The 6,179-nt window shown below is 62.6% G+C and carries 6 protein-coding genes; 4 read left to right on the forward strand and 2 right to left on the reverse strand.

Annotated features, from left to right (window positions below; translation table 11 throughout):
* Nucleotides 1-4: 4 nt before the first annotated feature.
* Complete coding sequence (locus tag GGQ98_RS02085) at nucleotides 5-3,442, reverse strand: indolepyruvate ferredoxin oxidoreductase family protein (RefSeq protein WP_184064335.1); 3,438 nt, start codon at nucleotides 3,440-3,442, stop codon at nucleotides 5-7.
* Between the two features lie 156 nt (nucleotides 3,443-3,598).
* Here GGQ98_RS02085 and GGQ98_RS02090 point away from each other — a divergent pair, with 156 nt between their 5' ends.
* Together GGQ98_RS02090 and GGQ98_RS02095 are read left to right on the forward strand one after the other, a co-directional pair.
* Nucleotides 3,599-3,961, forward strand: coding sequence for a RidA family protein (locus tag GGQ98_RS02090; RefSeq protein ID WP_184064338.1), 363 nt, complete (start codon nucleotides 3,599-3,601; stop codon nucleotides 3,959-3,961).
* A 5-nt stretch (nucleotides 3,962-3,966) separates the two neighbouring features.
* Nucleotides 3,967-4,383 (forward strand): DUF3830 family protein, encoded by a 417-nt coding sequence (locus tag GGQ98_RS02095; RefSeq protein ID WP_184064341.1) that lies wholly within the window; start codon nucleotides 3,967-3,969, stop codon nucleotides 4,381-4,383.
* Between the two features lie 239 nt (nucleotides 4,384-4,622).
* On the opposite strand, the gene GGQ98_RS02100 is transcribed toward GGQ98_RS02095, so the two are convergent.
* Nucleotides 4,623-5,081 carry a DUF2244 domain-containing protein gene (locus GGQ98_RS02100; RefSeq protein ID WP_184064344.1) on the reverse strand — a complete coding sequence of 153 codons (459 nt, stop codon included), beginning with the start codon at nucleotides 5,079-5,081 and terminating at the stop codon, nucleotides 4,623-4,625.
* 48 nt (nucleotides 5,082-5,129) lie between these two features.
* On the opposite strand from GGQ98_RS02100, the gene nth reads away from it, so the two are divergent.
* Both nth and GGQ98_RS02110 read left to right on the forward strand, forming a co-directional pair.
* Entirely contained in the window at nucleotides 5,130-5,765 is a 636-nt protein-coding gene (nth, locus tag GGQ98_RS02105) for an endonuclease III (RefSeq protein WP_184064347.1), read from the forward strand.
* Nucleotides 5,766-5,913: 148 nt separating this feature from the next.
* A complete protein-coding gene (locus GGQ98_RS02110) occupies nucleotides 5,914-6,126 on the forward strand; it encodes a hypothetical protein (protein ID WP_184064350.1) in 213 nt (70 codons plus the stop codon).
* Nucleotides 6,127-6,179 lie beyond the last annotated feature (53 nt).

Raw genomic sequence — 6,179 nt, forward strand, 5'->3', positions numbered from 1 at the left:
TGCGTCATGCCGATGCCTGTTCGACGTCCAGCGGCGGTGCGCCCGGAACCGCGCGGTGCCGGTCCGTTCCTCCCTTCGTATCGGTCAGTCGATCGAGAAGGGCCTGCGCGCTCCCCTCCTTCACCGGACCGAACCCGCGCACCTCCAGCGGGGCGCCGGCGATGACCACGACAGCCTGAAAATCGGCAGCCGAGAGCGTGCCGAGCCGGCGCGTCATGGTCGAAAGATAGGCATCGCGAAGCGCGCGCTCTATCCGGCGATCGGAAGTCCATCCAAACACATCCAGCGGCGTTTCGCGAAGCCATCGAAGCGAAGCGAGCAACTTGAAGAGCGGAAAAATCCAGCTGCCAAATGCGAACTTCCGGGGACGGCCGGTGTTGGGATCGCGCCTGGCAAGCAGCGGCGGCGACAGGTGCACCTTGACCGACCGGACACTTACGAATTCGCGCGCGAGCGAGCGATGGAACCGGCCATCGGTATAGAGACGCCCCACCTCATACTCGTCCTTATAGGCCATCAGCTTGTAGGCGCCGCGGGCCACGGCCCAAATGAGGGCATCGCCATCCGCGTAAGGGCTTGCCGACCGACGGGCCGCTTCGACGATGTCGATATAGCGGCGCGCATAGCGGCCGTTCCAGTAAAGCGAAAGATCCTTGGCGCGCGCCGCAACGAACGCTTCGATATCGAACGGCTCGTCCGGATCGGCATGCTCCGTGGAGACGGCCGATCTGCCGGCCTCGAAAGCGCGCAAGTTTGCGGCTACGGATTTGCCGTTCAGTTCAATCGCCTTTTCGATAGCCGCACGAGAGAGCGGTATACCACCCAGCTGCCACGCATAACCCAGCAGCATCATGTTGGCGGCGATGGAATCGCCGAAAAGGCGCTCGGACATCTTCGTCGCGGGAAAGACATGCGGCGCGCGACCCGCAGCGCGGGCGAGGTTTTCCGCCAATCCGTCGCGCGATGGCAGAACGTCGGGATTCGATTGGAAGGCCGCTGTCGCCGTCACATTGCCGTTGGCGACGACCAAGGTATCGCTCGAGATCGTCTCGATACACTCGGGCTGAGTTGCAGCCACCATATCGCATGCGATGACAACGCGCGATTGCGATGGTCCGATCCTGGCCGCCAGTACGGCGTCCCGGTCAGAACTGAAACGGACATGGCTGAATACCGCGCCGCCTTTCTGGCTCAGGCCGGTCATATCGAAGAGATTGACGCCGAGCCCCTCGATGCGCGCCGCCATGCCGAGGATTGCGCCGACGGTGATGACGCCCGTTCCGCCTATGCCTGCAATCATCACGTCGAACGTGCCTTCGATCTCCGGAACCTGAGGCTCGGGCAGAGTGTCGCCCTGCCCGTCCGCCGCTTTGGGCGAGCCATGCAGCCTGCCGCCGTCGATCGTGACGAACGATGGGCAAAAGCCCTTCTTGCAGGAGAAATCCTTATTGCATGCCGATTGGTCGATACGGCGCTTCAGTCCCAAATCCGTCTTGAGCGGTTCGATCGCCATGCAGTTGGACTGAACCGAGCAGTCGCCGCATCCTTCGCACACGAGCGCATTGATGAAGACGCGCCGATCGGGATCGGGAAAATTGCCCGTTTTGCGCCGCCTGCGCTTTTCGGCTGCGCACACCTGATCGAAGATCAGAACCGAAACACCCGGTTCCTCGCGCAGCCCGCGCTGGGTAACATCCAATTCGTCGCGATGGCGTAAATCGGTGCCCGAAGGGAGCGGCTCTTGCGAAAAGCGACCGGGATCTTCCGAAAGCACGACGATGCGCTTCACGCCCTCGGCCGCCACCTGGCGAACGATATCGGCGACCAGAAGCTGGCCTTCCACGGGCTGTCCGCCGGTCATGGCTACGGCATCGTTGAACAGTATCTTGAACGTGATGTTCACGCCCGCCTGCACGGCGGCGCGAACAGCGAGCGAACCGGAATGACTATAGGTTCCATCCCCCAAGTTCTGGAATATGTGGGGCGTCGTGGTGAACTGCGAAAGCCCGATCCAGTTCGCCCCTTCCGCTCCCATCTGCCCCATCGGCAGCAGGTTGCGGTCCGGGTGGAACACCGCCATGCCATGGCAACCGATGCCGGTCGCGCCGATCGATCCCGCCGGAACCCTGGTCGATGAATTGTGCGGGCAGCCGGCACAGAATTCGGGCCTGCGCACCATCGGGGGCGCAACCGGATTGCCGCCCGACGCTTCGACTTTTTCATCGATGCCAAGGGCGGACGCGATTTCGGGAAGAACGGCGTTGATCCGGGACGCGATCGCCTTAGCGACTATCCGTTTGTCCAGCGGCAGGTGGGACGGCAGCAGAGGCTGGCCATCGGGTGTGGTTTTGCCGCAGATTCCCGGCCTCTCCGCGCGATTGAAGAAGATTTGCTTCGCCTGATTTTCACCATGCGCCTGCTTCTCTTCCACGAACACTATCTCGGTGGCGGCAATCGCGGCGGCAGTGAGCGCGTCTGGTTCAAGCGGATAGATCAGCGCAATCTTGTAAACGCCGATTCCGGCGTCGCGGCACGTCCTGTCGTCCAGTCCCAGCGAGGTAAGCGCGTCAAGGACATCCGTATAGGCCTTTCCCGCAGTCGCGATGAGGAACCTCGGCCGTTCTGCACCGAAACTGATCCGGTCCAGGTGATTGGCGCGCGCAAAGGCTTGTGCGCGGGGAAGTTTGTATTCCAGCAGCCGCGCCTCCTGGCGCTGCATGGCCAGAAACTCGGGGCGGATATGAACGCCGCCCTCGGGCATCGCGATATCCGGACGCACAAATTCCTGCGGCAATGAAAGATCCAGCACCCCCGTCGACTCTGCGGTCTCGTTCACGATCTTGAGGCCCACGAGCGCGCCCGAGAAACGGGACATGGCGATCGCGGCGAGCCCCAGTGGAAGCACCTCCGAAACGGACGACGGATAGAGGATGGGCACGCCCCAGCTGGCAAGCGTGAGATCGCTCTGATGGGCGGTCGTGGAGGACTTTCCAGCGTGGTCGTCGCCGAAAACCAGAACGACCCCGCCCAGCGGAGACGTGCCGGCCAGATTCGCATGCTTGATCGCGTCGCCCGACCTGTCCACTCCCGGCCCCTTGCCGTACCAGATCGCGAACACGCCATCGACAGTGCCGCCGGGAACAAAATCGATCTGCTGGGTTCCCGCGACGGCCGTGAGCGCTAGGTCTTCATTCAGGCCGGGGTGAAAGACCACGTCACTCTCGCCAAGCACTTTGGCGGCTTTCCACAGCTCCGCGTCATACCCGCCCAGCGGCGACCCTCTGTACCCGCTGATATAGCCGGCCGTGCTGTGTCCGCTTCGCTTGTCCAGGGCCCGCTGAACGATGGGCAGCCGTACCAGCGCCTGACGCCCTGCGACGAGGGCATGACCGGGCCCGATCTCATATTTGTCGTCGAGACTTACAGCTGCATCTGCCGTCATCATTCGTTCCTGCTTCGTGCGGACAATCGGATCGCGAACGCGAACCATATTCTCTATATCGGAGAATTGCACTATTATGGAAAAATATTTGCAAATCCATAGATTCCGGCATAACGCGGGTGCAGATTTTCAACCCACCGCGCATGAGGAACCGACATGACGCCACACCTGGCCCCGATTGTTGAGAGAGACTCGCTCATTTTCCTCTCGGGGCAGCTCCCTTTCGATGCGAATCGGGAAATTTCGAGCGCCGATATCGACGGACAGACCCGGCAGGTCATCGCCAACCTCGCCGAAGTCCTCCGGGCCGCCGATCTGTCGCTCAACGACATCCTCAAGACCACGGTATGGCTCAAGAACTCGTCGGATTTCGTCGCCTTTGATGCAGCCTATGCAGCATGCTTCGGTTCGCACAAGCCTGCTCGCTCGACCGTAGTAAGCGAACTCGTCGTTCCCGCCGCATTGGTCGAAATCGAAGCGATTGCCTCGCGTTCCATAACCCCGCGCACAGGATCCTGACCGATATGACGGACATTCTCATCACCATAAACGACGTTCGTCTCGTCGGCCGTCTTGAGCATGAGTTGGCGCCCAAAACCTGCCGCTATTTCGAGACGCTCCTCCCTTATGATACGAAATTCATCCATGTGCGCTGGAGCGGAGAAGCGTGTTGGGTGCCGCTCGGCGAAGTGACAATGCCTTTCGGATTCGAGAATGCCACCAGCTATCCCGCACCGGGACAGATGATCTTCTATCCCGGAGGGTTTAGCGAAGCCGAGATCCTGCTCGCCTACGGCGGCGTGCAGTTTGCCAGCGCGCTGGGCCAGCTGGCAGGCAATCACTTCATGACGATAACCGAGGGCAACAACCAGCTTCGAGCGCTCGGCAAGCGAACGCTGTGGGAAGGCGCGCAAGACGTGCGGATGGAGCGTATCGCTTAAGTGTCCCGGCATTTGATGGGCCGGATTGATTGTGAACCGTTGGGGTTCGATTGTCTTGGTGAGCCGGATGGAGCCGTATTTTCCATTGCCGCACGGAATGTAGCAGGTTGATGATCGTCGGATCATTTCGCCGCCAGTCTTTGTGTTTTCCGAACATGGTCTCGACCCTGTGCCTCTGGTGATGGAGCATCAACTGATCAATCCCACCGCAAGGCAATTTTATAAGTCCTGAGCCGAGACTATCTGTAGCCGCGCGCCGGAAGCACGCGTTTCAGCACGGCATACACCTCCTGCCGCTCGCGCGGGCTGAGGCAGCGGCCGACAAGCAGCCTGCGGCCGCGTTCACCGAGCCAGAGCCGGTTTTCCGGTGGGCTCAGCGTTTCCAGCTCGACGCTGGTGAACATGGGCTCCAGCCGGAACGCGCGCGCGCTGCCGTCCGCCGCGACACGGCTGTAGTGAAGCCCCGACGCATCGAGCTGCAGGCGCTCGTAAGCGCGGGACGCGCGCGCCGCCGCGCGGAACGCCCACACGAGCAGCGCCAGATCAACCACCACGAACGGCAGGATCGGCCACGCGCCGAGCGCGACGAAACGCGCCGAGACGAGAAGCATGACAAACGCCGTGCCACCCACGATCCACAGCGCCGGACGCGCGCCGAGCGGAGGCGGAGGCATGAGTTTCAGATCGAGCGTCGTCACAGCGCTCCACTCTACCAATGCGCGGGCAGCTGCGGTAGGCCGTGAGACATGAAGCCGCAGACGATCACGCGATTTTTCGACCATCTCGTCGAAGCGAACCCCGCCCCCGAAACCGAACTCGATTATGTGAACGACTATACGCTGCTCGTTGCCGTCGTGCTTTCCGCGCAGGCCACCGACGCGGGCGTCAACAAGGCGACGAAGGCGCTGTTTCAAAACGTGCGCGACCCCGCCGCGATGCTCGCGCTCGGTGAAGCCGGGCTGAAGCAGCACATCAGGACGATCGGGCTGTTCAATGCCAAGGCGGCGAACGTGATCGCGCTGTCTGCGCTGCTGCTCGAACGGCACGGCGGCGAAGTGCCCCGCGACCGCGCAAGCCTGGAAGCGCTGCCGGGCGTCGGCCGCAAGACCGCGAACGTCGTGCTCAACGTCGCGTTCGGGGAGGAAACCTTCGCGGTCGATACGCATGTGTTCCGCGTCTCCAACCGAACCGGCCTCGCGCCGGGTAAGACGCCGCTCGCCGTCGAGCTGAAGCTGGAGAAGGCGATCCCCAAACCCTATCGCCGCCACGCGCACCACTGGCTGATCCTGCTGGGACGCCACACCTGCAAGGCCCGGAAACCCGAATGCTGGCACTGCCCCGTGGTCAATGAATGCGGATACAACGCCAAGACGACGGCATGAGCCCGGCGCGGGCCCGATTCACTTCGCGTTCAGATGGAGACGTTATGTACTGGCCGTATTGTGACATTGTAGCGTTTGCGTACCGCCGGATCGCGAACCCGCCTTATGGGAGGCGGTCCGGCACGTCACCCTTCGCGGAGACATCCCGATGATCGCGTTCCACGTCCACACACCGCTGAAGACCGCGCTCGCCGCGGCGATGGCCACGCTTGCGGTCGCGGCCTGCGCGCCGCCCCAGGCCGCGCCGGAACCGGAGACACCGCCCGCGCCGCAAGCGGCGGTCGGAGAGCGCTGCGTCGGTCTCGCGGCGATCCGGAACACTAGCCCCTCTTATTCACCGGGCCGCTGCGTGATGGCGTGATCCTGGGCGGAGGCGGCAGGCGGAGATGGCAAGGGCGAGTTGCGCCGTGGCGA

This window comes from Sphingosinicella soli (assembly GCF_014199685.1).
GTDB classification, from domain to species: domain Bacteria; phylum Pseudomonadota; class Alphaproteobacteria; order Sphingomonadales; family Sphingomonadaceae; genus Sphingosinicella; species Sphingosinicella soli.